The sequence below is a fragment of the Mycobacterium sp. NPDC050551 genome (genome assembly GCF_040674075.1).
GTDB lineage: Bacteria > Actinomycetota > Actinomycetes > Mycobacteriales > Mycobacteriaceae > Mycobacterium.
Map to the genome: position 1 here is coordinate 577,714 of NZ_JBFARC010000004.1, position 22,531 is coordinate 600,244.

Below are 22,531 nucleotides of genomic sequence, written 5' to 3' on the forward strand. Positions count from 1 at the left end.
TAGGGACTATATTGAGGCAACGTGAGTAGACGCGGAAAAATCGTCTGTACCCTCGGCCCGGCCACCGCCAGCGACGCGAAAGTCAAAGCGCTGGTGACGGCGGGAATGGACGTCGCGCGGCTGAACTTCAGCCACGGCGACTACCCGGACCACGAGGCCAACTACAAGTGGGTGCGCGCGGCCTCCGACGCCACCGGCCACGCGGTCGGCATCCTCGCCGACCTGCAGGGGCCCAAGATCCGGCTCGGCCGCTTCGCCGACGGTCCGACCGAGTGGGCCGCGGGCGAGACGGTCCGCATCACGGTCGACGACATCGAGGGCACCCACGACCGGGTCTCCACCACGTACAAGCGGCTCGTTGAGGACGCCAACCCGGGTGACCGGGTGCTGGTCGACGACGGCAACGTCGGGCTGACGGTCGAGAGCATCGACGGCACCGACGTCGTGTGCACCGTCACCGAGGGCGGCAAGGTCAGCAACAACAAGGGCATGTCGCTGCCCGGGATGAACGTCTCGGCGCCCGCGCTGTCGGAGAAGGACATCGAGGACCTCGAGTTCGCATTGCGGCTCGGCGTGGACCTGGTCGCGCTGTCGTTCGTTCGCTCACCGGCCGACATCGAGTTGGTGCACGAGGTGATGGACCGCGTCGGCCGGCGGGTCCCGGTGATCGCCAAGCTGGAGAAGCCCGAGGCCATCGACAACCTCGAGGCGATCGTGCTGGCCTTCGACGCGATCATGGTCGCCCGCGGTGACCTCGGTGTCGAGCTCCCGCTCGAGGAGGTGCCGCTGGTGCAGAAGCGGGCCATCCAGATGGCGCGGGAGAACGCCAAGCCGGTGATCGTCGCCACCCAGATGCTCGAGTCGATGATCGAGAACTCCCGGCCCACCCGCGCCGAGGCGTCCGACGTCGCGAACGCCGTGCTCGACGGCGCCGACGCCGTGATGCTCTCCGGTGAGACGTCGGTCGGCAAGTACGCGCTGGACGCCGTCAGGACCATGGCGCGCATCGTCTGCGCGGTCGAGGAGAACTCGGTGGTGGTGCCGCCACTGACCCACGTGCCGCGCACCAAACGCGGGGTCATCTCGTATGCGGCCCGCGACATCGGCGAGCGCCTCGACGCCAAGGCGCTGGTCGCCTACACCCAGTCGGGGGACACGGTGCGCCGGCTGGCCCGGCTGCACACGCCGCTGCCGTTGCTGGCCTTCACCTCGCTGCCCGAGGTCCGCAGTCAGCTGGCCCTGAGCTGGGGCACCGAGACGTTCATCGTCCCGCACATCCAGACCACGGACGGGATGATCCGGCAGGTCGACAAGTCGCTGCTGGAACTCGGCCGCTACAAGCGCGGCGACCTGGTGGTCATCATCGCGGGCGCTCCGCCCGGCACAGTAGGCTCCACCAATCTGATCCATGTGCACCGGATCGGGGAGGACGATGTGTAGTCCGGTGCGGGTCTAGTCGGACGACGGGATGAGGGGGACTCTTGGCGGCAGCGGATTTCCACGAGCTGCTGGCGGTCCTCGACCTCCACCGCGTCGACGACGCGACGTTCCTCGGCAGGCATCCGAGCAAGAACCCGATCCGCACGTTCGGCGGCCAGATGATGGCGCAGGCGTTCGTGGCGGCGGGCCGGTCGCTGGACGTCCCGATCGCGCCCAGTGCGTTGTCGGCGCACTTCATCGCAGGCGGTGATCCCACCCGCGACCTCGAGTTCCACGTGCACCGGTTGCGCGACGAGCGCCGGTTCGCGAACCGGCGGGTCGACGTCTGCCAGGGTGACCTGCTGCTGACCACGGCGATGGTGTCGTTCATGAACGGCGGCCGCGGCCTCGAGCACGCCGTCGAGGCGCCGCCGGTTCCCGGACCGGACAGCCTGCCCACGATCGACGACCTGCTCCGCGGTTACGAGAAGACGGTGCCGCACTTCGTGGAGGCGCTGCGCCCGATCGAGTGGCGCTACACCAACGACCCGGCCTGGGTGATGCGCGACAAGGGCGAGCGGCTCGACTACAACCAGGTGTGGCTCAAGGCCGACGGCACGATGCCCGACGACCCGGTGCTGCACACCGCGGCGCTCGTCTACAGCTCGGACACCACGGTGCTCGACTCGATCATCACCACCCACGGCCTGTCCTGGGGCCATGACCGCATCTTCGCGGTGACGATGGACCACTCGGTGTGGTTCCACCGCCCGGTGCGTTTCGACGAATGGGTGCTCTACTCCACCACCTCACCAGTCGCCGCGGAGTCCCGCGGACTCGGCACCGGGCACTTCTTCGACCGGTCCGGCGCGATCCTGGCCACGGTGGTGCAGGAGGGTGTGGTGAAGTACTTCCCCGGCCGCTAAGGAGTGGGCGTCGGTGTCAGCGTGACGCTGAACTGGTCCTCCATGTTGTTGGTGAACTCTTCCTCGCACTGCTGCTGAGCCTCGACGTCGTTGCCCGCGCGCTGCAGGCAGTCGACGAGGTCGGCCCCGCCGAGTTCACTGAAACCCCAGATCGACAGCGCGATGGCGACGATCGACACGATCACGCCGAGGAATCCGAGCACGATGCCCGCGGTGGCGATGCCGCCGTTGGTGGCCTCACCGCGCTTGGCCCGGCCCCGCCCGACGAAGCCGAGGACGATGGCGGCGGCGCCGAGCACGATGCCGCCGAACACGGTGAACAGCCCGATGATCGCGACGACGAGCGCGGCGATCCCGATGCCGTTCTTCGGAGCGGTCGGCGGCTGAGAGTAGGGGTAGCCGCCGTAGGGCTGTGGCGGGGGCGGCGGATAGGCACCGGGCTGTGCGCCGTACTGGTAGCCCGGCGGGGGCCCTGGTGGCGGCGACTGCTCTGGCTTGTCCGGGTCGGTCATGCGTCGGAGGTTACCCGCCCGGGGGTGAGGTCGAGTCGCAGACAGTCGATGTCGCGTGTCAGGTGGTGGGTGGCCACCACCACCGCGCGATCGGCGGGGAAAAGGGCACCGGGGGTGAGCAGTTCGGCGAGCAGTCGCTGCGCGTCCGCGGCGTCGAGGTGTTCGGTCGGTTCGTCGAGCAGCACCACCGGGAAGGTCGACACCAGTGCGCGCGCCAGCAGCAGCCGCCTGCGCTGGCCGGCCGACACCGCCGCGCCGCCACCCACCAGCACGGTGGACAGGCCGGCGGGCAACGCCTCGAGCCAGTCGGTCAGGCCGGCGCGGTCCAGTGCCGATCGCAGCTCGTCATCGGTCGCGTCGCCGCGGGCGACGAGCAGGTTGTCCCGGACCGTGGTGGCGAACAGATGCCCGTCCTCACCGAAAAAGCCTGCGGACGATCCGTTTTCGCGTTCGCTGTCGGCGATGGCGAGCAGCAGCGTGGTCTTGCCCGACCCGCTGGGGCCGGTGACGGCGATGCGGTCGCCGGGCCGGACGTCGAGCGGCGGCACCGGCGGGCGACGCCGTGCGACGTCGTGCGGGTCGACCAGGTCGTGCAGTCGGTGCGCGGCGATCCGCGCGCGGTTCAGCGCCACCGCGGCGGCGGGCAGGGCGCCGGTCGCCTCGAAGGCCGCCAGCGGGACGAGCATCAGCACGGCGAGCGTGGTGGGCGCGACGGCACCGGCGAGCGACACCGCGGCGACGACGGCGGCCAGCACGCTGACACCCGTCGCCGCGGTGGGCGTGGCCGCGGCGGTGGCGGCGGGCGCCGCGGCGCGGTCGGTGGCCTCGCCCCAGTCGCACTGCCTGCGGTGCGCCTCGGCGAGCACGTCGTCGAGCCTGCCGCCGACGCGCAGTTCCGGCGCGTGCTCCAGGGCCAGCATCGCGGCCACGTCACGGCGCGAGTGATGTTCGGCGGCAACGGTTTCGGCGGCGCCGACGGCCCTGGCGGTGACGGCGGGCGCCGCGACGCCGGCGATCAGCAGGCAGACCGCCAGCACACCGGCGGCGGCGGGGGAGATGACCACCAGTAGGCCGACCGCGGCCACGGACAGCACCGCCGCCACCGCGATCGGCAGCACGGCGCGCACCAGCACATCGGACAGCTCGTCCACCGACGCGCCTGCGCGGGCCACCAGTTCGCCGCTCGGCAGCCGCATCACGACCTCCGTGGGCGCCGCCGCTAGCCGCCGGTACAGGTCGACGCGGACGTTCCCGGCCGACCGCAGTGCGGTGTCGTGTGCGGCGAGCCGCTGGCAGTACCCGAGGACACCGCGGGAGATGCCCAGCGCCCGGACGGCGACGACGGCCACGGTCAGATCGAGGATCGGCGGCATCTGCCACGCGCGGGTGATCAGCCACGCCGACACGGCGGTCAGCGCGAGCGCGCTACCCAGCGACAGCACCCCGAGCGTCGTCGCCACCAGGAGTCGGGACAATCGCGGCCGCAGCAGCGCGACCGCCAGCCGGAGGAAGTCACCGTGCGGCAACGGCGTCGGCACCGACATCACCCCCGATGTGCAGCACCTGGTCACCGATCGCCAGCACCGGGTCGCGGTGTCCGACCACCACCACGGTCGCCCCGGCGCGTGCCCGCGCGGTGATCGCCTCGAGCACCCGGGCCTCAAAGGCGGCGTCCAGGTGCGCGGTCGGTTCGTCGAGCAGCAGCACGGGTGCCGACGAGCCCAGCGCGCGCGCCAGCCCGAGCCGCTGGCGCTGGCCCAGTGACAGGCCGACACCGTCGCGTCCGACCACGGTCTGCGCCCCCGCGGGCAGGTCGGCCAGCACCGCATCGAATCCCGTTGCGCGGCATACCTCGTCGATGTTCATGAGCGGGCCGAACAGCTCGAGGTTGTCGGCCACCGTGCCGGGCACCACAACCGGGCGGTGGTCCAGCCAGGACACCTGCGCCCACCAGGCGGGCAGGTCCAGGTCGGCCACGTCGACACCTGCGACGCGCACCCGGCCCGATGCCGGCGGGGCCAGTCCGAGAATGGTGTGCAGGGTGGTGGTCTTGCCGCACCCGTTCGGTCCGGTCAGCACGGTGACCGCACCGGGGACGATCTCCACCGCGGGGTCGTCGACGGTGATGGTGGCGCCCGCCGCGTGGACGCGGGTGCTGCCGCTCGGAGGCGCCGGCTGGTCGAGAAGGGTGAAAGCCCGCTCCGCGGCGGCCTTTCCGTCCTGGGCGGCGTGGAACTCCACACCGACGCGGCGCAGCGGCCAGAACACCTCGGGTGCCAGTAGCAGCGCGGTCAGCCCCGCCGACAGGGTGAGCTCGCCGTACACCAGTCGCAGGCCGACACCGACCGCCACCAGCGCCACGCCGAGGGTGGCGATCAGTTCCAGCACCAGTGCGGACAGGAAGGCGATCCGCAGCGTGGCCATCGCCGAACGGCGGTGCGCGGCCGACAGTTCGGCGATGCGCCCGGCGGCGCCGTCGGCCCGTCCCAGCGCACGCAGCGTCGGGATGCCTGCGATGAGGTCGAGCAGGCGTGACTGCAGTGTGGTCAGCGCGGCCAGCGAGGCGGCCGACCGGTCGCGGGTCAGCAGGCCGATCAGCACCATGAACACCGGGATGAGGGGCAGGGCGATCAGCACGATCAGCGCGGAGCGCCAGTCGTAGACGGCGATGGCCAGCGCGGCGGCCGGTGTGAGGACCGCCGCGAGCAGCAGGGCGGGCAGGTAGGCGGTGAAGAACGGTCGCAGCCCGTCGAGTCCGCGGCTGACGAGGACCGCCGCGGCATCCCGGTCGGCGGCGAGCCGGCGGGGCGGCGCAGCGGTGACCGCGCGCAGCACCCGGCCGGACAGGTCCGCGATCAGCGCGGTCGCCCCGCGCTGCGACAACCGTCCCTGCGCCCACTGGGCCGCGACGCGCACGGCGTAGAGCGCGGCCAGCAACGACAGCGCGGGAGTCCACCGCGCCAGGCCGCCGGATCCGGGGTCGGTGACGATGCCGGCCACCAGGTGGGCGAGCAGCACGGCCGAGGCGATGGTTGCGGCGGCGGTCGCCACACCGCACGCCACCGAGGCGATGACGTGACGGCGCACCGCCGGTGAGGCGGCGACGACCCGGGGCAGGCTCAGCGACTCCGCCATGACAATCCTGTCGGCTCGGGGATGCGTTCGGCCGAGATGCGTTGCCGGAACACCCAGTACGTCCAGCCCTGGTAGACCATCACCAGCGGCGCCAGGATCACCGCGGCCCAGGTCAGGATCTTCAGCGTGTACGGCGACGACGACGCGTTGTCGACGGTGAGGCTCCAGGCGGGGTCGAGCGTGGACGGGATGAGGTCGGGGTACAGCGATGCGAACAGCAGCACCACGACCGCGGCGACCGCGGTGGTGGTGTGCACGAATGCCCAGCCGTCACCCGAGCCGCTCCAGATGCGGGTCGTCGCTGCGAGCAGCGCGACCGCGGCGGCGGCGAGCACCAGCCAGGTCCAGCTCTTGCCGTATGCCAGCTGGGTCCACAGCCCGAATCCGGCGACCACCACGGTCACCGGCACTGAGAGCCGCGTCGCCACCCGCAACGCGTCGGTGCGCACACCGCCCTCGGTCTTGAGGGTGATGAAGACGGCGCCGTGCAGCAGGAACAGGCCGCCGGTGGCCAGCCCGCCGAGAAGCGGGTAGCCGAGGAGGTCTCCCACGGTGAGGCTGACCTGCTTGTCCGCGGTGACGGGCAGGCCCCGCACCAGTGCCGCGAATACGACGCCCCACAGCACGGCGGGCACCCAGGAGCCGGCGGCGATGGCGAGGTCGGCGCGCGACCGCCAGCGGGGATCGTCGATCTTGCCGCGCCATTCGATCGCGACGACACGCAGGATCATCGAGCACAGGATGAGCAGCAGGGGCAGATAGAGCCCGGAGAACATGGTGGCGTACATGTCCGGGAAGGCGGCGAACATCGCTCCGGCGGCGGTGATCAGCCAGACCTCGTTGCCGTCCCACACCGGTCCGATCGTGTTGAGTACCGCGCGCCTGCGCTTCTCGACCGCATCGGCGCCCGACTCGGCGCCCATCCGGCCGATCAGACCCATCAGCATGCCGACGCCGAAGTCGAAGCCCTCCAGCACCAGGAAGCCGAGGAACAGCAGCGCCAGCAGGACGAACCAGATGTCAGCCACGGTGCCTCCTCAGTACGCGAACGACAACGGGGCCACGTCATCGTCTTTCGGCGGTGTGGGCGGCGCCGGTTCGGAATCGTGTTCCTGCGGACCCGCGATGACGTAACGGCGCAGCAGCCCGAACCAGATCACCGCGAGCACCCCGTAGACCAGGGTCAGGCTCACCAGTGAGGTGAGCACCATTCCGGTGGCGTGGCCGGACACCCCTTCGGCGACGGTGAGCCGGATGTCGGGGTCCCCGGTGGGGTTGGGCACCACCACCCATGGCTGACGGCCCATCTCGGTGAACACCCAGCCCGCACTGTTGGCCAGGAATGGTGTGGGGATGGTCAGCAACGCCAAGCGGGAGAACCAGGCCCGGTCGGTGGTGCGCCCACCGCGGGTGAGCCAGAGCGCCACGAGGGCGAACAGGGCGGGCACCGCGAGCAGTCCGATCATCGCCCGGAAGGACCAGTAGGTGACGAACAGGTTGGGCCGGTAGTCGCCGGGTCCGAACGTGGCCTCGTACCGCTGCTGCAGGTCCTCGACCCCCTCGAGATGCACGCCGTCGAATCGGCCCTCGGCCAGGAACGGCAGCACGTAGGGCACCTCGACGACGTGCACCACGCTGTCGCAGTTGTTGTGCGTACCCACGGTGAGGACGGAGAAGTCAGGGTCGGTCTCGCTGTGGCACAACGACTCCGCCGACGCCATCTTCATCGGCTGTTGCTCGAACATCAGCTTGCCCTGGACGTCGCCGGTCCATGCGAGTGCACCGGCGGAGATCAGCGTCACCACGCAGCCGAGCAGCATCGCCGGACGGAACATGCCGGGCGGCGGCGTCTCCGGCTTGTCCGCGCGGTGCGCCCGCACCATCCACCACGCGCACACGCACGCGACGAAGGCGCCCGCGGTCAGGAAGGACCCGGCGACCGCGTGCGAGAACGCCGCCACCGCCGTGTTGTTGGTGAGCAGCCCGACGATGCTGGTGAGCTCGGCGCGGCCGGTGTCGGGGTTGAACCGTGCGCCGACCGGATGCTGCATCCAGGAGTTCGCGGCGATGATGAAGAACGCCGACGCGTTGACCGCCAGGGCGACGATCCAGATACACGCCAGGTGCACCAGGCGGGGCAGCCGGGTCCAGCCGAAGATCCACAGGCCGATGAACGTGGACTCGAAGAAGAACGCCGCGAGGCCCTCCATCGCCAGCGGCGCACCGAACACGTCGCCGACGAAGCGGGAGTACTCGCTCCAGTTCATGCCGAACTGGAATTCCTGGACGATGCCGGTGGCCACGCCGATGGCGAAGTTGATCAGGAACAGCTTGCCGAAGAACCGGGTCAGCCGGTACCAGGCGGGATTGTCGGTGACCAGCCACAGCGTCTGCATGAGCGCGACGAGCGGGGCCAGGCCGATGGTCAGCGGGACGAAGATGAAGTGGTAGACGGTGGTGATCCCGAACTGCCACCGTGACACATCGAGCGCGTCCATCTGACCCTCTTCCGTGGGCTGTGAGACCAGCCTACGACAGGGCTACGACAACTTGTAGTAGATGCCCTGTGCGTTAGCTCACCGTGGTGCCGGCGCCCGCCGCCGGACCGCTCGCCGGGCCGGCGAGCTGGGACTCCTTGCGGATTCGCAGCGCCGTCACGATCTCCACCACGCCCAGCACGACGAGGATGATGCCGGTCACCTGGGTCACGGCCACCAGGCCCTCGAGCGGGGCGGCGAACATGATGATGCCCGCCACGATCCCGAGCGCGCCGACGATGATCTCCCAGATCCGGCCCGGCAGGGTGTTGTCCGCGATCGCCGACATCAGCGTGGCCACGCCGCGGAAGATGAAGCCGACGCCGATCCAGATCGCCAGCAGATCGATCGAGTTCTGCAGGTTGATGAAGCACAGCACGGCAAGCACGAGTGCGGCAGCGCCACTGATGAACAGCAGTGCCCGGCCACCCAGCGACGAGCGCACGCTGAAGGCCAGCACCACCTGCGACACCCCGGTCACCAGCAGGTAGGCGCCGAAGAAGATGGCGGTGACGAGGATCGCCGCGCCCGGCCGGACGAACACCAGAACGCCCAGGATCAGCGCCGCGACGCCGGTGAACAGCGCCGCCTTCCACAGGTGCGGCAACATGGTTGGGGCAGTGGTGGATTCCATGATCGGAGTGTGGCACAACGCCGCCTGGCCAGGGCGGATTTGGTAGTACGGCTGTGGCGGCGGTGCGCGGTCGTTAATGTTCCGTTACCGGCGCTGCGCGCCGGGTCCACGGTCGTTAACGTCGTCGGTTCGGGACGACCAGACGACCCGAGCTAGGAGAAAGAGGCAATCGTGTTAGCTGAATGTCGCACCCGGCGAGGCAAGCTGTGGCGCATCGCAACGGTGCTCGCCGCCAGCGGCGCGCTGGCCCTGTCCGGCTGCGTCGACAACTCCGAATCCTCGGAACAGGGGAGCGGTAACACCGCGGCCACCGCGACGAAGGTCGACGAGATCGCCAATTCCGTCCCCGACGCCGTCACGTCGACCGGCAAGCTGGTCGTCGGCACCGATCCGACCTACCCGCCGAACGAGTTCAAGGATTCCGCGGGGCAGGTCATCGGTTTCGACGTCGAGTTGATGAACGCCATCGCCGCCACACTCGGGCTCACCGCCGAGTACCGGCAGTCGGCGTTCGACAAGATCATCCCGTCCGTGCAGGGCGGCACGTACAACGTCGGCATGTCGTCGTTCACCGACTCCAAGGAGCGCGAGGAGCAGGTCGACTTCGTCACCTACTTCGAGGCCGGGTCCGCCTGGGCTCAGCGGGCGGGTGCGGGGATCAACCCCGAGGACGCCTGCGGCAAGCGCGTCGCCGTGCAGACGGCCACCGTGCAGGACACCGACGAGATGCCCAAGCGTACGCAGAAGTGCATCTCGGAGGGCAAGCCGGCGATCAACGTGGTGAAGTTCGACGACCAGACCGCGGCGACCACCGCGGTCAGGCTGGGTCAGGCCGATGCGATGTCGGCCGACTCCCCGGTGACGTTGTATGCGATCAAGCAGAGCGAGGGCAAACTCGAGGCGGCCGGTGAGCTCTTCGACTCGGCGCCCTACGGTTGGGCGGTCCAGAAGGGATCACCACTCGCCGAGCCGCTCAAGCTTGCGCTGGAGCATCTGATCGAATCGGGCGTCTACGAGCAGGTGGCCAAGAACTGGGGCGCCGAGCAGGGGATGATCGACAAGCCCGTCATCAACGGCGCGATCAGCTGAGTCGTCGATGACCGACGCATCGCCGCCGCCTGCCATACACGCTGTCCCGCTGAGACATCCGTGGCGGTGGGTGGCGGCGTTCGTCATCCTGGCGTTGCTGGGGCTGTTCATCTACGGCGCCGCCACCAATGAGGCGTACGGCTGGGAGACGTACGCCAAATATCTGTTCGACCAACGCATCTCGGAAGCAGCCTTCAATACGCTGCAGCTCACCATCCTCGCGATGCTGCTGGCGCTGACGCTCGGCGTGCTGCTGGCCGTGATGCGGCTGTCCCCCAATCCGGTGCTCAAGGCGGTCTCCTGGGGCTACCTCTGGATCTTCCGCGGCACACCGGTGTACGTGCAGCTGGTGCTCTGGGGCCTGGTGCCGACCATCTACGCCAACCTCCAGTTCGGTGTGCCGTTCGGCCCGTCGTTGTTCCACCTGAACCTGCAGGCGCTGTCGGTCGGTTTCATGCTGGCTGTGATCGGCCTGGGGCTGAACGAGGCCGCCTACATGGCCGAGATCATCAGGGCCGGCATCAACTCGGTGCCCGAAGGGCAGGCGGAAGCCTCGATAGCGCTTGGCATGTCGTGGGGGCTGGCCATCCGGCGCACCGTGCTCCCGCAGGCGATGCGGGTGATCATCCCGCCGACCGGCAACGAGTTCATCAGCATGCTCAAGACCGCGTCGCTGGTCACCGCGGTGCCCTACAGCTTCGAGCTGTACGGCCGTGCCCGCGACATCGGTGTGGAGCTGTTTCAGCCCATCCCGCTCCTGCTGGTCGCCTCGACGTGGTATCTGGCGATCACCAGCGTGCTGATGATCGGCCAGTTCTACCTGGAGCGGTACTTCGCCCGCGGCGCGTCGCGGAAGCTGACCACCAAACAGCTGCAAGTGCTGGCCAATGCGCAGACGGGAGAACCGCACCCATGACGCCGATGGTCAAGGCCGAGAACGTTTGCAAGAGTTTCGGCGCCCTGCACGTGCTCAAGGGCGTCACACTCGAGGTCGAGAAGGGTGAGGTGCTGTGCATCGTCGGCCCGTCCGGGTCGGGCAAGTCGACATTCCTGCGCTGCGTCAACCACCTGGAGCAGGTCAACGCCGGCCGGCTCTACGTCGACGGCGAACTGGTGGGTTACCGCGAGCGCGGCGGAAAGCTGTACGAGCTCCCGCCCCGTGAGGCGGCACGGCAGCGGCGCGATGTCGGCATGGTCTTCCAGCACTTCAACCTGTTCCCGCACCGGACCGCGCTCGGAAACGTCGTCGAGGCGCCGATCCAGGTGAAGGGGGTGAAGAAGGACGAAGCGGTCGCCCGTGGCAAGGACCTGCTCGAACAGGTCGGTCTGGCAGAGAAGGCGACCGCGTACCCCGCGCAACTCTCCGGCGGGCAGCAGCAGCGCGTCGCGATTGCCCGGGCACTGGCGATGAACCCGAAGCTGATGCTCTTCGACGAGCCGACCTCGGCGCTCGACCCCGAACTCGTCGGCGAGGTGCTCGCGGTGATGAAGAAGCTGGCCGGTGAGGGAATGACCATGCTGGTGGTCACCCACGAGATGGGATTCGCCCGCGAGGTCGCCGACAAGCTGGTGTTCATGGACGGTGGCGTCATCGTCGAGAGCGGCGACCCCCGCGAGATGATGGAGAACCCGCAGCAAGACCGCACGAAGGCGTTCCTGTCCAAGGTGATGTAGGTGGCTGCGGCCGTCACGGCAGATCCACGACGGGACCCCACCACCCCGCTGTGGCGGGCGGCTCAGGTCTTCCGGCTGCTGAGTTGTCTCTACGCGTTGGGTTTTCACATCGCGATCAACGACGACCTGCGGCGGCCCGTCACCGCCTGGGTGTTGTTCGGCGTGCTGATCGCGTGGAGCGCGGCGTGCGCGGTGGCCTACCTGGTCGGTTTCGGGCGCCGGGCGGCGTGGGTGGTGGCCGAGGTCGTGGTCGCGATCGCGTTGATGTCGTCGACGCAGTTCGTCGCGTCCGATCAATGGGTGCAGGACAACCAGTCCTGGCCCACCACACTGTGGGTCACCAACGCGGTGATCTCGGCGGCGATCCTGCGCGGCCCGCTCGTCGGGATGGCGACCGGGCTGCTGGTGATGGCCGCGTACGCCGGGCTGAAGGGTTACGTCAGCATCAATCTCGGCCGCAACGCGACGGTGGTCATCGAGTTGGCCGTCGGGCTGGCGGTCGGGATGGCCGCGCAGACGGCCCGGCGCGCACATGCCGAACTGCAGCGGGCCACCCGGCTGGCCGCCGCGCTCGAGGAGCGTGAACGGCTGTCGCGGCAGGTGCACGACGGTGCCATCCAGGTGCTCGCGCTGGTGGCCCGTCGTGGACGCGAGATCGGAGGAGCCACAGCCGAACTGGCCGAACTGGCCGGTGAGCAGGAGCGCGCGCTGCGGCGGCTGATGAGTGCCGGACCGGCGGCACCCGAGGCAGGCGCGGTCACCGATGTCGGCGCGGAACTGCGCCGCAGGGCGTCCGACCGGGTGTCGGTGAGCCTGCCCGCCGATCCGGTGCAGCTCGACGCTGCCGTCGCCGCGGAACTCTGTGCGGCAGTGGGCAATGCGCTCGACAACGTCGCCGCCCACGCCGGCCCCGACGCGCACGCCTACGTCCTCGTCGAAGACCTCGGTGACACCGTCACCGTGAGTGTGCGCGACGACGGGCCCGGCATCGCGACCGGGCGGCTGGCGGAGGCCAGGGCCGAAGGGCGGCTCGGGGTCGCCGCCTCGATCGTCGGACGGATGGAATGGCTCGGAGGCGGCGCGGTGCTGCACACCGAACCCGGCGGCGGAACGGAGTGGGAACTGACGGTGCCGCGGCGGGACGGACACACGAGAGGGCACGATGGTTGAGCAGGACCGGCCGACGACGGTGATGGTCGTCGACGACCACCCGATCTGGCGCGACGCGGTGGCCCGCGATCTGGCCGAGGACGGCTTCGACGTGGTGGCCACGGCGGACGGTGTGGCGTCGGCCAGGCGGCGGGCCGCCGTCGTGCAACCGCGGGTGGTGGTGATGGACATGCGACTCGGCGACGGCGACGGCGCCCAGGCCACGGCCGAGGTGCTCACCGTGTCACCCGAGTCGCGGATCCTGGTGCTGTCGGCCTCCGACGAGCGCGACGATGTGCTGGAGGCGGTGAAGGCCGGCGCCACCGGATATCTGGTCAAGAGCGCGTCGAAGACCGAACTCGGTGCGGCCGTGCGGGCGACCGCCGAAGGCCGGGCGGTGTTCACGCCGGGCCTGGCCGGACTCGTGCTGGGGGAGTACCGCAAGATCGCCCAGCGGCCCGCGGACGGCCCGGCGACGCCGAGTCTCACCGAACGGGAGACCGAGGTGCTCCGTCACGTCGCGAAAGGATTGTCCGCCAAGCAGATCGCGAGCCGGTTGTCGCTGAGTCACCGCACGGTGGAGAACCACGTGCAGGCGACATTCCGCAAACTCCAGGTGGCCAACCGGGTGGAACTGGCGCGTTATGCGATCGAGCACGGCCTCGACGAGTAGCCGGATCGGGTAGTCCTACTCATCCGCCCGCGGTGGTCGCGTTGCGACGATGGCGCCATGACCGAACCGCATCGCGCCGTGATCGCCCGGCTGTCCGCGGAATTCGCCGCACTGTCCCAGCAGCTGGTACGGGTGTCGGGCGAACTGGGTGAGCTCGACCGGCTGCTGGCCGCCGCGAATTCCGCTCCGCAGCAGGCGCCCGCCCCGCCGACGCCGTACTACGCGCCGTACTACGCACCGCAATACGGGCCGCCGACCCCGCCGCCACTGCCACCCCCGCCTCCGCCGCCGGCACCGGGGCCGGTGCCCAGCGCGCCGCGGAACGCCGCGTCGGAAGGCTGGATCGGCAAGGTGCTGGCGGTCGCCGGAGTCGCCGTCACGCTGATCGGTGTGGTGCTGTTGCTGGTGCTGGCCGCCCAGGCCGGCGTGCTGCGGCCCGAGTTCCGGGTGGCCGCGGGCGCGGTGCTGGCCGGCGTGCTGGTCGCGATGTCGACGCGGATGATGTCGCGGCCAGGCGGGCGGGTCGGAGCGATTGCGCTGGCCGCCACCGGGGTGGCCGCCGCCTACATCGACCTGATCGCCGTCACCACCGTCTACAGCTGGGTGCCCGCCCCGGCCGGCTTGCTGCTCGCCGCCGCGGTCGGCGCGGCTGGACTGACCCTGGCCCGACGATGGGATTCCGAGCATCTCGCGGTGCTGGTGCTGGTCCCGTTGATCGGGTTGGCGCCGGTGGTCACCGACGGCATCACACTGCTGCTGGTCGGCTTCATGCTGTCGCTGTCGGCCGCTGCCCTGCTGGTGCAGCTGGGCAGGGACTGGCTCTGGCTGCACGCGTCCCGCACGGCCGCTCCGACATTGCCGTTGCTGATCGCGCTCGCGGCGGCGGGGGTCGGCTCTCGGCACGACCTCTGGCTCGCCGGTGCCTGCGGCATCGCCGCGCTGCTGGCGCTCGCCGGGGCACTGCTGGTGCTGCCGGGCACCGCCAACCGGGGGATGCTGGCGTTGCTGGCGAGCGCAGGAATGTCGCCGGTGCTGTGTGTGCCGCTGGCGGTGGACCGGACGGTCGCCGCGCTGATGATCGGTGCGCTGGCCGCCGCCCTGCTGGCCGTCGTCGCCATCGGCGACCGGCTGCCCGGTGTGCCCGGCGCGGTGCGGCAGATCTGGACAGCGCTGTCAGCGGTCTGCACCCTGATCGCCGTCAACGTCGCTTTCGACGGTGAGGTGGCGGCGCCACTGCTGCTGGCGATGGCGTTCGTGGTCGCCGTTCACGCCTGCACCGGAGGCCGCCGCACCGATGCGGCACGCTGGGTTGCCATCGCCTTCGCCGTCGTCGGATCCGGCCTGTACCTCGGTTATGCGCCGCCGAGCCTGCTGGTGACGGCCACCGAGTCGAGCGTTCCGGACGCGGTGTCCATCCTGGCCGCCAGCGTCCTGCTGGTCGGCGCCGCGGCGGCGATCGGGTGGTCGTGGGCCCGCCGCGACGGGATCGACGCGGACGTGCTGCGGCTGCTGTGCCTGTCCGCGGCGGCGGCGTGCGGATATGCCGTCACGACGTTCGCGGTCACGGCGGGCGTGCTGTTCGGCGGTACCGGAGGCGGCTTCTTCGCCGGGCACATGGCCGCGACGATTCTCTGGATCGCCATGGCGGCCGGGCTGTTCCGCTTCGCGGCACGCAGACCCAAGGCGCAGCGATCACTGCCGATCGCCGGGGGCTTGGCGCTGGTGGTGGCCGCCATGGCGAAATTGTTCCTGTTCGACCTCGGCACGCTGGACGGCATCTTCCGGGTCGCCGTCTTCATCGTCACCGGTCTCGTGCTGCTCGGCATGGGTGCGGGATATGCGCGGCTGCTCGCACAGCAGGACCAGCAGGGTGTGACATGACTCACCACATTAACTGGACTCATTCCAGAAAAGGCGGCGTTGTATCGATCATGACGACAACGACAGTGAAGACGGCGGCACGCCGCACCGAAGCAGAGATCCAGGGCTTTGTGGCCTCCACCGAACTGAGCGCCAACCTGCAACGGGTCCTCGTCGACCTCGTCGAACTGCACCTGCAGGGCAAGCAGGCGCACTGGAACGTCGTGGGCACCAACTTCCGCGACCTGCACCTGCAACTCGACGAACTCGTCGACTTCGCGCGCGAGGGCAGCGACACCGTCGCCGAGCGGATGCGTGCACTCGACTCCGTTCCGGACGGCCGGTCGGACACCGTGGCGGCGACCACCACGCTGCCGGAGTTCCCGGCCTACGAGCACAGCACCGCCGACGTGGTGGACTTCATCACCGCCCGGATCTACGCCACGGTCGGCACCCTGCGCAGCGTCCACGACGCGGTCGACGCCGAGGATCCCAGCACCGCCGACATGCTGCACGGACTGATCGACGGACTCGAGAAGCTGGCCTGGCTGATCAAATCCGAGAACCGCAAGGTCTAGCCGACGCGACGGGCGGGTACACCTGCGGCGTGACTGTGACACGAGACATCGCCGCGTCACGCCGACAGGTGTGGGACGTGCTGGCCGACGGATGGACCTACTCCCAGTGGGTCGTGGGCAACAGCCGGATGCGGGCCGTCGATCCGAACTGGCCCGGCCCCGGCAGCAAGATCCACCACTCCATCGGGGTGTGGCCCGCCGTCCTGGACGACGAGACCGTGGTGGAGAAAGCCGTTCCGACCGCCGAGCTGGTGCTGCACGCCAAGGGCAGGCCGTTCGGCGGCGCCCGGGTGATCCTGACGTTGTCCGACACCCCCGACGGCTGCCGGGTGGAGATGGAGGAGTATCCGGTCAGCGGACTGGGCAAGCTGATGCCCGACAAGCTCTCCGACATGGCGGCTTGGCCGCGAAACCGGGAGTCGTTGCGGCGGCTGGCGTTCATCGCCGAGCGGCGGGCGTCAGCCGAGGGGTGACGATATGGTCGGCGCGGGCACCTCGACCGCGTCCCGGACGGCCTCGTCGTCGCGGCGGCCCGTCAGGTACCAGGTGTGCATCAGGCCCTTGCCCTTGACGTCCACGTCGCCGCGCTCCTCGAACTCGAACGCATGGCGGATGCGTTCGTAGACCTGATGGGGGACCTGTATCCGGCCCTCGACGTCGGTGCTCTCCATTCGTGAGGCGATGTTGACGGCGTCGCCCCACACGTCGTAGAAGAACTTGCGCGCGCCCACCACGCCGGCCACCACCGGTCCGGCCGCGAGCCCGATCCGCAGCGGCACGGCCCGCCCGTCCGGGTCGGTCAGATCCGCCACCGCGGCGGCCATGTCGAGAGCCAGGCAGGCCAGTGCCTCGACGTGGTCGGGCCGCTCCCTGGGCACCCCGCTGACCACCATGTACGAGTCGCCGCTGGTCTTGACCTTCTCCAGGCCGTGCCGGTCGACGAGTGCGTCGAGGTCGGTGTAGAGCCGGTCGAGGAACCGCACCAGGTCGGTCGGTGAGGTGTCGCTGGCCCACCTGGTATAGCCCGCGATGTCGGCGAACAGGATCGAGGCGTCGTCGTACTTGTCGGCGATGATCGTGTGCGCCGGGTCCTTGAGTCGCGCCGCGATGCTGGCGGGCAGGATGTTGGCGAGCAGCTTCTCCGACCGCTGGTACTCCGATTCCATGGCGGCCTCGGCCCGGTCGATCTCGCGCAGCGCGAACCACACCGTCGCGAACACCATCACCGTCGAGAAGACGGCGGAGGAGATGAAGCCGACGGTCAACGTCCACGCGGGTGCGATCCCGCGGTCGTGGGGCACGGTCAGCTCGAGCGCGATGGTGCCCGCCACGCCCAGCGTGACCAGGATCGCCGACAGTGCCAGCCGCTCTATCCCGAGCACCAGCACCACCAGCGACGCCGACACCAAAAAGTAGAACTGCAGGCCGGAGTCGGTGCCGATCGAGAAGCAGATGAATGCCACCGACAGGTAGGCGGAGAAGAAGAACGCCAGCGGCGCGACCAGCGCGCCGAACCGGTACAGCACCGGGATCAGCAGAAACACCGCCGTGGACGCGAGGTTGAGCCAGCCGAGCGCCGCGAACTTGCCGGCGAACGTGAGCTGGAACAGCCCGAACAGGCCGGACACCGCGGCGGAGATGTACGTCGCGATCGTGAGCACCCGCAGCCGGCTGAGCACGCTCTGCGCGTAGTGCTGGGTGCGGGCAGGCATGCGATTCTCGCGGGCCACGTCGGGCATGCAGATCGCCCGCCGGAACTCGCTGATCGCCACGGTCGAAGCGTATCGCCGCAGGAGACGCGGGTTGGTGCCCTCGGTGAGATTCGAACTCACACTGCACGGGTTTTGAATCCGTTTCCTCTGCCAGTTGGGATACGAGGGCCTGGCGGCCTACCACGATAGAGGATGGCCCCGAGGTCGCTGATCGCGTGGGTAACCGCCACAATGTGAGCCATGACGGCATCCCACACCGGACCCCCTTCGGGCGCAGCGCCAGCACGCCGGGTTCTCATCGCCGAGGACGAGGCGCTCATCCGGATGGATCTGGCGGAGATGCTGCGCGAGGAGGGCTACGAGATCGTCGGCGAGGCCGGTGACGGGCAGGAAGCCGTCGAACTGGCCGAGCGCCTCAACCCCGACCTGGTGATCATGGACGTCAAGATGCCGCGCCGGGACGGCATCGACGCGGCCTCCGAGATCGCAGGCAAGCGGATCGCGCCGATCGTCATCCTCACCGCGTTCAGCCAGCGCGACCTGGTCGAGCGGGCCCGCGACGCCGGCGCGATGGCCTATCTGGTCAAGCCGTTCAACGCCTCCGACCTGATCCCGGCGATCGAGGTGGCGGTCAGCCGGTTCAGTGAGATCAGTGCGCTGGAGTCCGAGGTCGCCTCGCTGTCGGAGCGGCTGGAGACCCGCAAGCTGGTCGAGCGGGCGAAGGGCCTGCTGCAGTCGAAGCAGGGGATGACCGAACCCGAGGCGTTCAAGTGGATCCAGCGTGCGGCCATGGACCGCCGGACCACCATGAAGCGCGTCGCCGAGGTGGTTCTGGAGACGCTCGACGAGCCGGCAGGCGGGCCCGCGGCCGGCCAGCCGCCGCAGCACACGTAAACACTGCGTTTCCCAACGCGTCGTTCGGCGCGGTCACCAGGCGTCGATCGCGGCACGCATTTCCCAACACGACGCACCGCGGCCATGCGGCGGCTATGTTCTTTCCCGAAACGACGTACTTTTTCCGATCGACGTATGCCCGATCCATGCTCTGCCCCGAATTGCCCCTCGACCAGGAGGTGACACGTGCGCCGTAGCGCGACACGGAGTGCTTTCGCTCTGACCACTGCAGGCCTGCTCGTCCTCGGCATCGCCGGCTGCTCCGAGCAGTCCGCGCCCGAACAGGAGGGCGGCGGCCAATCGAATCTGAAGATCGTCGAACAGGTTCAGATCGACCAGGCGGGCGCCGAGGTGCCTGCGGGCAACACGGGCACGCCTGCCGACCCGGCCGGTGACGGGCAGGCCCGCTGCGAGCCGGTCTCGATCGCCATGGCCGGTGCGCTCACCGGTCCGGACGCGGCGCTCGGCATCAACATCGAGCGTGGCGCACGGCTGGCCATCGACAAGCACAACGCCGCCAACGCCAACTGCCAGGTGAACCTGCAGACCTTCGACACCCAGGGCAACGAGCAGACCGCCAGCGGTATCGCGCCGCGCATCATCAACGACGCGTCGATCCGGGCCCTGATCGGGCCGGCGTTCTCCGGCGAGACCGAGGCCACCGGCAAGCAGTTCAGCGATGCCGGACTGGTCGCCACCACCGCTTCGGCGACCCGGGTCTCGCTCTCCGAGAACGGCTGGCGCACCTTCTTCCGCGGGCTCGCCAACGACGGGGTGCAGGGACCGGCGGTCGCGAACTACCTGAAGAACAACCTGAAGTACTCGAAGGTCTGCGTCATCGACGACAGCACGGCCTACGGCACCGGCCTGGCCGAGACGTTGCGCACCACCCTCGGGCCTGCCGCCGACGCCGGCTGCAGCGGCCAGATCAAGAAGGGTGAGAAGGACTTCTCGGCCACGGTGAACAAGGTCAGCAGCGCCTCGCCCGATGCGATCTTCTTCAGCGGCTACTACTCCGAGGCCGCACCGCTGGTGCAGCAGCTGCGCGACGGCGGCGTGACCGCGACATTCGTCTCGGCAGACGGCACCAAGGATCAGCAGTTCGTCGACCAGGCGGGCGACTCCTCCAAGGATGCGCTGCTGTCCTGCCCGTGCGGGCCCGCCCCGGCTGAGTTCGCCAAGGAGTACACCGAGAAGTTCGACGCCGAGCCGGGCACGTACAGCACCGAGGGCTACGACCTGGCCACCATCCTGCTCAAGGGCATCGACGCAGGCAAGGTCGCCCGCCCGGACCTGCTGGAGCACGTCCGCACGTACAACGCCCCCGGCGTGGCGCGTAACTACCAGTGGACGCCCAACGGTGAGCTCACCACGAATCTGATCTGGATCTACAAGGTCCAGTCGTAACAGCACGGTGACGACGGGACGCGCCCGGACCGAAAGGCTCGGGCGCGTTCTCGTTTCCGAACCCGTCGAACAGATGTGAAAAGGAGCTCTCGCGCAGGATGATTCACGACTGCCTGGCCCAGTGCGTGATGTCCGCGGCCGACATCAATTTCGATGTCGACGCGCTACGGAGTGGCTTCCTGGGCCTCACCATCGACGGGTTGTCGTGGGGGGCGATCTATGCGCTCGTCGCGGTGGGTTACACGCTGGTGTTCGGCGTGCTGCGGCTGATCAACTTCGCCCACTCCGAGATCTTCATGCTGGGCATGTTCGGCGCCTATTTCGCGCTCGACATGGTCCTCGGTTTCCGGCCGAGCGGCAACGCCTACGCGGTCGGGATCGTCAGCACGATCTTCTATCTCATCGTCGCAGCGGTGTTCGCGATGCTGGTGTCCGGCGGCGCCGCGGTCGGCCTGGAAGCCGTCGCCTACCGGCCGCTGCGGAAACGCAATGCGCGGCCGCTGACGTTCCTCATCACGGCGATCGGGATGTCCTTCATCCTCCAGCAGTTCGTGCTGTTCATCCTGCCGCGGATCATCCCCGGCTACGGCGGCCCGAACGCACAGCAGCCGATCCGGCTGGTGGAACCCGAGATCCAGTTCCGGATCTTCGGCGCGCCGGTCACCAACATCACGCTCATCATCGTGATCGCCGCCATGGCGTTCGCGCTGCTGGCCGACACCGCCATCAACCGCACCAAGTTCGGTCGCGGGATCCGAGCGGTCGCACAGGATCCCACCACCGCGACACTGATGGGGGTGTCGCGCGAACGGGTGATCATGCTGACGTTCCTCATCGGCGGCCTGCTGGCAGGCGTGGCCGCGCTGCTGTACACGCTCAAGGTGCCCCAGGCGATCGTGTTCTACGGCGGATTCGTGCTCGGCATCAAGGCATTCGCGGCGGCGGTGCTCGGCGGTATCGGCAACCTGCGTGGCGCGCTGCTCGGCGGGCTGCTGCTCGGCGTCATCGAGAACTACGGCCAGGCGCTGTTCGGCACACAGTGGCGCGACGTCATCGCGTTCGGATTGCTGGTGCTGGTGTTGCTCATCCGGCCGACGGGCATCCTCGGCGAGAGCCTCGGGAAGGCACGCGCATGACCGCCCCGACGACCCCGAAGTCGAAGGCACTGCTGGCCCCCGGCGACGCGCTTCGCCGCCGCTGGGATGATCTGCCGCGGCCCGCCAAGTGGGTGGCAGGCGTCTTCCTCTTCGGATTCCTGGCGCTGCTGCCGCTGTTCCCGCCGCCGTTCCTGGACACGCCGGGCACCAGCCTGGGGGTGACGATGGCGCAGTTCGTGATGATCGCGCTGATCGCCGTCGGCCTCAATGTGGTCGTCGGCCAGGCCGGGTTGCTCGACCTCGGCTACGTCGGCTTCTACGCGGTCGGCGCCTACACCGTCGCCCTGCTGACCAGCCCGTCGAGCCCGTGGAACCTGATGGGCTGGAACGCCTTCTTCAACTCCGACTGGGCGTGGTTGTCGTGCGTGCCGCTGGCCATGGCGTTCACCGCGCTGTCGGGCCTGATCCTCGGCACGCCGACCCTGCGCTTGCGGGGCGACTACCTCGCGATCGTGACACTCGGCTTCGGCGAGATCATCCGCCTCGTCGCCGACAACCTGCAGAGCGTGACCAACGGCCCGCGCGGGCTCGGCGGCCTGGCATACCCCCACGTCGGTGAGCACCCCGGGTTCCCCGGTTACTTCTCCAGCGGGAACACCGCCGCCAACACCAACTCCGGCACCTGGTGGTTCTGGCTGGGCCTGGTCCTGCTGGCGGCCGTGCTGCTGCTGGTCGGGAACCTGGAACGCAGCCGGGTGGGCCGGGCATGGGTGGCGATCCGCGAGGACGAGGACGCCGCGGAGGTGATGGGCGTCAACGCCTTCAAGTTCAAACTGTGGGCGTTCGTGATCGGCGCGGGCATCGGCGGCCTGTCCGGCGCGCTGTATGCCGGGCAGGTCCAGTTCGTCTCGCCGATGAGCTTCAACATCATCAACTCGATGCTGTTCCTGTGCGCGGTGGTGCTCGGTGGGTCCGGCAACAAACTCGGCGTCGTCTTCGGCGCCTTCGTCATCGTCTACCTGCCGAACCGGCTGATGGGCGTCGAGTTCCTCGGCGTCAACATGGACCAGCTCAAGTTCCTGTTCTTCGGACTCGCACTGGTGGTGCTGATGATCTTCCGCCCGGAGGGCCTGTTCCCGGTGCGCCAGCAGTTACTGGCCTACAGCAGGGCGGCCAAACGAATGCTGCGGTCCACCACCGACACGACGGAGGCGACGCCGTGACCGAACCCGTCG

Annotated in this window: 21 protein-coding genes and 1 tRNA gene; 14 read left to right on the top strand and 8 right to left on the bottom strand. The window is 69.3% G+C overall.

Annotated features, from left to right (window positions below; genetic code table 11):
- Positions 1 to 21 precede the first annotated feature (21 nt).
- Complete coding sequence (gene pyk, locus AB0K11_RS19275) at positions 22 to 1,440, top strand: pyruvate kinase (protein ID WP_364980090.1); 1,419 nt, start codon at positions 22 to 24, stop codon at positions 1,438 to 1,440.
- Between the two features lie 41 nt (positions 1,441 to 1,481).
- Positions 1,482 to 2,345: an acyl-CoA thioesterase II gene (locus AB0K11_RS19280; protein ID WP_364980093.1), complete on the top strand. Its 864-nt coding sequence runs from the start codon at positions 1,482 to 1,484 to the stop codon at positions 2,343 to 2,345.
- On the opposite strand, the gene AB0K11_RS19285 is transcribed toward AB0K11_RS19280, so the two are convergent.
- From AB0K11_RS19285 to AB0K11_RS19310, 6 genes are all read right to left on the bottom strand, one after another.
- Complete coding sequence (locus AB0K11_RS19285) at positions 2,342 to 2,857, bottom strand: DUF4190 domain-containing protein (protein ID WP_364980096.1); 516 nt, start codon at positions 2,855 to 2,857, stop codon at positions 2,342 to 2,344. The genes AB0K11_RS19280 and AB0K11_RS19285 overlap by 4 nt on opposite strands.
- Positions 2,854 to 4,395 carry an ATP-binding cassette domain-containing protein gene (locus AB0K11_RS19290; protein ID WP_364980099.1) on the bottom strand — a complete coding sequence of 514 codons (1,542 nt, stop codon included), beginning with the start codon at positions 4,393 to 4,395 and terminating at the stop codon, positions 2,854 to 2,856. The genes AB0K11_RS19285 and AB0K11_RS19290 overlap by 4 nt, the downstream gene beginning before the upstream one ends.
- Positions 4,370 to 5,944 (bottom strand): thiol reductant ABC exporter subunit CydD, encoded by a 1,575-nt coding sequence (gene cydD / locus AB0K11_RS19295; RefSeq protein WP_364980514.1) that lies wholly within the window; start codon positions 5,942 to 5,944, stop codon positions 4,370 to 4,372. The genes AB0K11_RS19290 and cydD overlap by 26 nt, the downstream gene beginning before the upstream one ends.
- A 32-nt stretch (positions 5,945 to 5,976) precedes the next feature.
- Entirely contained in the window at positions 5,977 to 7,020 is a 1,044-nt protein-coding gene (gene cydB / locus AB0K11_RS19300; protein WP_364980102.1) for a cytochrome d ubiquinol oxidase subunit II, read from the bottom strand.
- 9 nt (positions 7,021 to 7,029) lie between these two features.
- Positions 7,030 to 8,490 carry a cytochrome ubiquinol oxidase subunit I gene (locus tag AB0K11_RS19305; RefSeq protein ID WP_364980105.1) on the bottom strand — a complete coding sequence of 487 codons (1,461 nt, stop codon included), beginning with the start codon at positions 8,488 to 8,490 and terminating at the stop codon, positions 7,030 to 7,032.
- A gap of 73 nt (positions 8,491 to 8,563) precedes the next feature.
- Positions 8,564 to 9,163, bottom strand: coding sequence for an HdeD family acid-resistance protein (locus AB0K11_RS19310; protein ID WP_364980108.1), 600 nt, complete (start codon positions 9,161 to 9,163; stop codon positions 8,564 to 8,566).
- Positions 9,164 to 9,334: 171 nt separating this feature from the next.
- Between AB0K11_RS19310 and AB0K11_RS19315 the strand changes: the two genes are divergently transcribed.
- From AB0K11_RS19315 to AB0K11_RS19350, 8 genes are read left to right on the top strand one after another with little or no spacing between them, the layout of a single operon-like run.
- Positions 9,335 to 10,252: an ABC transporter substrate-binding protein gene (locus AB0K11_RS19315; RefSeq protein ID WP_364980111.1), complete on the top strand. Its 918-nt coding sequence runs from the start codon at positions 9,335 to 9,337 to the stop codon at positions 10,250 to 10,252.
- A gap of 7 nt (positions 10,253 to 10,259) precedes the next feature.
- Positions 10,260 to 11,168, top strand: a complete 909-nt coding sequence (locus tag AB0K11_RS19320; protein ID WP_364980114.1) for an amino acid ABC transporter permease — start codon at positions 10,260 to 10,262, stop codon at positions 11,166 to 11,168.
- On the top strand, positions 11,165 to 11,926 hold the full coding sequence (locus AB0K11_RS19325; protein WP_364980117.1) for an amino acid ABC transporter ATP-binding protein: 762 nt from the start codon (positions 11,165 to 11,167) through the stop codon (positions 11,924 to 11,926). Before AB0K11_RS19320 ends, AB0K11_RS19325 begins: the two co-directional genes overlap by 4 nt.
- The gene (locus AB0K11_RS19330) at positions 11,927 to 13,096 is read left to right on the top strand and encodes a DUF5931 domain-containing protein (protein ID WP_364980120.1); all 1,170 of its coding nucleotides are present in this window, start codon (positions 11,927 to 11,929) and stop codon (positions 13,094 to 13,096) included.
- Entirely contained in the window at positions 13,089 to 13,748 is a 660-nt protein-coding gene (locus AB0K11_RS19335) for a response regulator transcription factor (RefSeq protein ID WP_364980123.1), read from the top strand. The genes AB0K11_RS19330 and AB0K11_RS19335 overlap by 8 nt, the downstream gene beginning before the upstream one ends.
- 57 nt (positions 13,749 to 13,805) lie before the next feature.
- Entirely contained in the window at positions 13,806 to 15,629 is a 1,824-nt protein-coding gene (locus tag AB0K11_RS19340; protein WP_364980126.1) for a DUF2339 domain-containing protein, read from the top strand.
- Between the two features lie 50 nt (positions 15,630 to 15,679).
- Positions 15,680 to 16,186, top strand: a complete 507-nt coding sequence (locus AB0K11_RS19345; protein ID WP_364980129.1) for a DNA starvation/stationary phase protection protein — start codon at positions 15,680 to 15,682, stop codon at positions 16,184 to 16,186.
- Positions 16,187 to 16,215: 29 nt separating this feature from the next.
- Entirely contained in the window at positions 16,216 to 16,659 is a 444-nt protein-coding gene (locus AB0K11_RS19350) for an SRPBCC family protein (protein WP_364980132.1), read from the top strand.
- Here the strand turns inward: AB0K11_RS19350 and AB0K11_RS19355 are convergent.
- Together AB0K11_RS19355 and AB0K11_RS19360 are read right to left on the bottom strand one after the other, a co-directional pair.
- Positions 16,645 to 17,925: an adenylate/guanylate cyclase domain-containing protein gene (locus AB0K11_RS19355; RefSeq protein ID WP_364980517.1), complete on the bottom strand. Its 1,281-nt coding sequence runs from the start codon at positions 17,923 to 17,925 to the stop codon at positions 16,645 to 16,647. The two genes, AB0K11_RS19350 and AB0K11_RS19355, sit on opposite strands and share 15 nt — an antisense overlap.
- Positions 17,926 to 17,990: 65 nt before the next feature.
- Positions 17,991 to 18,067, bottom strand: a tRNA-Leu gene (locus AB0K11_RS19360).
- A 71-nt stretch (positions 18,068 to 18,138) separates the two neighbouring features.
- Here AB0K11_RS19360 and AB0K11_RS19365 point away from each other — a divergent pair.
- From AB0K11_RS19365 to AB0K11_RS19380, 4 genes are all read left to right on the top strand, one after another.
- The gene (locus AB0K11_RS19365; RefSeq protein WP_364980135.1) at positions 18,139 to 18,792 is read left to right on the top strand and encodes an ANTAR domain-containing response regulator; all 654 of its coding nucleotides are present in this window, start codon (positions 18,139 to 18,141) and stop codon (positions 18,790 to 18,792) included.
- A gap of 186 nt (positions 18,793 to 18,978) precedes the next feature.
- Positions 18,979 to 20,199 (top strand): branched-chain amino acid ABC transporter substrate-binding protein, encoded by a 1,221-nt coding sequence (locus AB0K11_RS19370; protein WP_364980138.1) that lies wholly within the window; start codon positions 18,979 to 18,981, stop codon positions 20,197 to 20,199.
- A gap of 98 nt (positions 20,200 to 20,297) precedes the next feature.
- Complete coding sequence (locus tag AB0K11_RS19375) at positions 20,298 to 21,335, top strand: branched-chain amino acid ABC transporter permease (protein ID WP_364980141.1); 1,038 nt, start codon at positions 20,298 to 20,300, stop codon at positions 21,333 to 21,335.
- The gene (locus tag AB0K11_RS19380) at positions 21,332 to 22,519 is read left to right on the top strand and encodes a branched-chain amino acid ABC transporter permease (protein ID WP_364980144.1); all 1,188 of its coding nucleotides are present in this window, start codon (positions 21,332 to 21,334) and stop codon (positions 22,517 to 22,519) included. Before AB0K11_RS19375 ends, AB0K11_RS19380 begins: the two co-directional genes overlap by 4 nt.
- The last annotated feature ends 12 nt before the right edge of the window (positions 22,520 to 22,531 follow it).